This window comes from Treponema sp. TIM-1, assembly GCF_046533115.1.
In the GTDB taxonomy this organism is placed as follows: domain Bacteria; phylum Spirochaetota; class Spirochaetia; order Treponematales; family Breznakiellaceae; genus JAIRMO01.
In genome coordinates this window covers 1-3,925 of sequence record NZ_JAJQRC010000081.1, presented here as the reverse complement: position 1 = coordinate 3,925, position 3,925 = coordinate 1, and the positions used below count along the sequence as shown (strand labels likewise).

Below are 3,925 nucleotides of genomic sequence, written 5' to 3'. Positions count from 1 at the left end.
CTCTTGATAAAACTGGGTTATTATCCTTTGTTTTTCCATAGGCTCATTGTAGCATGTTTTCAGACTTTTCCACTATATCTTGTGAAGAGCCATTTTTTTATCAAACCGGATCATTTTTATGCGGCCTAAACAAATCCGGGATGACATCCCTATAAATCTCGGAAACCATCGTATTCGTTCTGAGATTTTTAAGAACAATGAATTTCTACTCCTCCGCAACCGGCTTATAGGATTTTTCTACGAAGACATTGCCGAAAAACTTGACATAACAGGAGCGGTAATATGAAGCTATTTCTGTTTGAAAACAGGATATTCAACCTTGCGAATTTGCTTTTCATAGCCACGGCGGCATCGGCGTTTATTCCCGCAGATTTTCAGCTTAACCCTCCTTGGGCCTACCTTGTAGTGTTAGTCTTTTTTGAAATTTCCTTTATCGTTGCGATACTGCGGGGAAAGAAAAAACTTATAAATCTGGTTGATCTTTACTGTATCATTTTTAGCTTTTTTTTACTTTGGGATCTCGGTTCAAAGGTATTCAAGGTGCTTCACTATACGCTGTTTCCTCCTCCGGAAAACGTATTTTATATTTTTACCCAGGATTACCCGCAGATGATAACGGGCTTTTTTCATTCCATGTATCTAATTCTAGTTAGTGTCGGTATTGGTATGGGTTTAGGCGTTATACTGGGACTTTTTATCGGTTGGTATCAAAGGCTTCGCGAAGCATTTTCCCCGGTGATTACCGTTATCGCCTCGGTACCGGCATTGGTCTATGCGCCATATATTGTAGCTATTTCGCCGACATTTCAATCCGCGTCTATCATTGTTATTTTTATGGGCGTCTTTTTTCCCACGGTAATGAATATGTCAACCAATGTAAAAAATGTGGATCAGAAACTCATCGACAGCGCAATGTCTCTTAATCTAAGCAACTTTGCGATGCTTATACGGGTACTGCTTCCTGAGTGCGCTATTCCTATAATCGGTAGCCTTCGAATCCGCATCGCTACCGCATTCATGATCCTGGTTATGGCAGAAACCATAGGAGCAAACTCCGGCCTTGGCTATTATGTAAAACGCTGGGCTGCCTGGGCAGACTATCCCAAGGTCTTTGCCGGCGTCATACTCATAGCGGTGGTCGTTACCGGGATAAATGCCCTTATCGGAATCTTTGAGAGGAACGCCTTAAAGTGGATTAAACAACCCGAATAATTCAACAGCCCTAGCTATCGGAAGGGATGGACCGGTTAAAGAACCGAAGCGCCTGTTCCCGGACTTCTTCCATTGCGGCTTCATAGTTTCCCTTGAGGGTAGCCATGTTCTGGTTGTAGAAGGCCACGAATTCGGCGTCCTGGAATGGGTCCAGTTCGATCCGGCGGCCGAGACGCCGGGATAGTTCCTCTTCCTTTTGGCGGAGCCGTGGGGCATATTGGCGGCGGAGGGCCTCTTCATACTGGGATGATTCGTCCAGATATTGGGAAAGGGCCCCGTTAAGCTGTTTATAGAGGGCGGAAAACCGGGAATCCCCGATGATGAGGGAAAGCCCCTTCCCCACCGCCTCCAGGCGTTTTAGATCATCCTCCCCACGGGGAAGGGTAATCTGAGAAAGGAGAACATCAAAAACGCCCTGTTTCAGGGATTCCTGCTGTTCCGGCGGGGCCTTTTTTATTTCATCCCCCAGGTTTACCTTTGTCCCCGCAAGAAACTCATTGGCAACCCGTTTTCCCCGCTGTTTGGCCTCAAACTGATCGATACTGGCCTTATCGCCCCGAACCGATTCGGTTCGTTCCAAGGCTATTTCCAGTGCGCTTTTAATCCTTCCCATAATAACTCCTCCTTATACCATATTCGTATTGGCCTGGATTTTCAAGATATCTAATACTTTGATCTTTTCTGATATGACCCGGTGGGGTGGGAATTTCCCCCCGCTCACGTCTCTGGAATTCCCCGCCATAGCAGACCGTTCCGGGCTGCGGAGGCGGACCCTACAGGTAGTGAGCGGGGGGAAATTCCCACCCCACCGGCCGTAGTTCCGAAAGGTAAAAAGTATCGGATAGTGATGGAGGGGGGGGGGAAGAATGGCTGTTCCGGTAACCATCTTGCCTTATGGTTGGGAAAGGGCGGTATTTTCGTCCTTGGGGCAATAGCGAAGGGAACTTCCGGTACAGAGGGCGTCCATGGGCTTGTCCCAGGTTTCCGTGGGGATCCGGGGCAGTAGTTGGATTTCCAGACAGAGACCCAGGGCGGTGTAGTTTTTTTTTGTAGGATCGGTTCTTTCCCCGGGGGGGTCAAGGGCGGCAAAAAAACGGTCGTAGTAGCCCTTCCCATGACCAAGCCGCGCCCCCCGGGGATCGAAGGCAAGGCCCGGGACCAGGATGAGGAGGGAAGACCCTTCCCTTTTTAGGGCATCCTCCTGCCGGACGGTTTCCGGTTCCCGGATCTTAAAAGTCCCCAAAGACCAGGGGCCGGCCGGGGAATAGATCCGGTAAAAAACCAGGGAATCCCCTTCAATTTTGGGGACATAAACCTCTTTTTTATCGGAAAAGGCCGCTTCCATTAGGGGAGCCGTATCAATTTCCCGATCGGTGGAAAGAAAAAACAGGAACCGCTGATAATCATCCCAAAGGGGGCTTTCCCGGAGCCGGAGAAGGGCCTGTATTCCCTCTTTTTGAAATGCCGCCGGGGGAAGGGTTTGGAGGAGGGTTCTTATTTTCTGCCGTACCGCCTGTTTGGACATGGATCGATTTTAAGATTACAACGACCGGCAGGGGGCAGTCAAGGTAATGTGTAATTTAACAGGTATTTGCGGGAGGATCAAAACCTGAGTTTTGAACGGGTTCAAATTTATTTTTTTGCAGCTATGTCCAATTTTAACACGGTGTCCCAATCAAGACCTTTGGCCGAGGGTTTGTTACCGAAAAATGCTTTGTACGCCCTGAAAAAACTGGAATCGAGTAGGAGGCTACCCATTATTTGGGTAGCCGTCCTCTCACACCACCGTGCGTACCGTTCGGTACACGGCGGTTCAATGGGCGGGAACAGGCATTCGTAGTCTCAAGTGTCTGCCTATCCTCTCGTGCAGCATCTCAAATCGTTTCAACACATCGGGAAATCCACTCGTTTCAAGATACTGGTTGGTGAGCGTGTGTTTGAGTATTGGACTGTCCACTATCCGCCAGTAGCCCTTCCGGGTATTCGCCCATTGCCATGCCTGTTCCGGGGATATTCCTAACTGTATCAGGTTCTCACATCGCGTCCGTGCCCTTTTCCAGCGTTTCCAGTACATCTGCCGTATCCGCCGCCGTATCCAGCCGCCTATCCGTACAAGATGTCCTTTCAGGTCCACAATACTGTAGTACCCTAACCAGCCTATCAACAGCCGGCTTATCTCCTCCAGTATCCGTTCCATCTTCCCGCCTCGTTTCCGGCTCGTCAGGCCTCTCAGCCTGTCCGTAAGCCGCTTCAAGGGTTTCTCATGTACTCGTATCCCAACTCCGTCTTTCCGCCGATACAGACTAAATCCCAGGAACTTGAGCTTGGTCGGGCTCCCGGTCGTGCTTTTCTTCCGGTTCACTTTCAGTCTCAGTTTCCCTTCAAGAAACTTCGTGCAACTCTCCATCACTCTCCCGGCGGCCCGGATGCTCCTGACGTAGATGTTACAGTCATCCGCATACCTTACGAACTTTTGACCGCGCTCTTCCAGCATCCTGTCAAACTTCGTCAGGTATATGTTGCTCAATAACGGCGACAGGTTCCCACTCTGCGGCGTCCCCTGCTCGTTCTGACTTACCAGTCCGTCCACCATGATACCGTTCTTTAAGAACTTCTTTATCAGGCTCTTCACAAGATATAGTGGAAAAGTCTGAAAACATGCTACAATGAGCCTATGGAAAAACAAAGGATAATAACCCAGTTTTATCAAGAG

General features: G+C 49.1%; 4 protein-coding genes. 1 reads left to right on the top strand and 3 read right to left on the bottom strand.

Features of this window, described 5'->3' with window-relative positions; translation table 11 throughout:
- Window positions 1–282: 282 nt before the first annotated feature.
- A complete protein-coding gene (locus LQZ21_RS14845) occupies window positions 283–1,212 on the top strand; it encodes an ABC transporter permease (protein ID WP_411045360.1) in 930 nt (309 codons plus the stop codon).
- Window positions 1,213–1,222: 10 nt separating this feature from the next.
- Here the strand turns inward: LQZ21_RS14845 and LQZ21_RS14840 are convergent, their stop codons facing one another.
- From LQZ21_RS14840 to LQZ21_RS14830, 3 genes are all read right to left on the bottom strand, one after another.
- Window positions 1,223–1,825, bottom strand: a complete 603-nt coding sequence (locus LQZ21_RS14840; RefSeq protein ID WP_411045359.1) for a DUF6657 family protein — start codon at window positions 1,823–1,825, stop codon at window positions 1,223–1,225.
- 279 nt (window positions 1,826–2,104) lie between these two features.
- Entirely contained in the window at window positions 2,105–2,737 is a 633-nt protein-coding gene (locus tag LQZ21_RS14835; protein WP_411045358.1) for a 5-formyltetrahydrofolate cyclo-ligase, read from the bottom strand.
- A gap of 288 nt (window positions 2,738–3,025) precedes the next feature.
- Window positions 3,026–3,925 (bottom strand): reverse transcriptase domain-containing protein (locus LQZ21_RS14830; RefSeq protein ID WP_411045357.1); only part of this gene is annotated, 900 nt, incomplete at its 5' end.

What these genes read in the sequence shown, in the direction of transcription:
- LQZ21_RS14845 (WP_411045360.1), top strand. Translation starts at nt 283, where the DNA reads ATGAAGCTATTTCTGTTTGAAAACAGGATATTCAACCTTGCGAATTTG.
- LQZ21_RS14840 (WP_411045359.1), bottom strand. Translation starts at nt 1,825, where the DNA reads ATGGGAAGGATTAAAAGCGCACTGGAAATAGCCTTGGAACGAACCGAA.
- LQZ21_RS14835 (WP_411045358.1), bottom strand. Translation starts at nt 2,737, where the DNA reads ATGTCCAAACAGGCGGTACGGCAGAAAATAAGAACCCTCCTCCAAACC.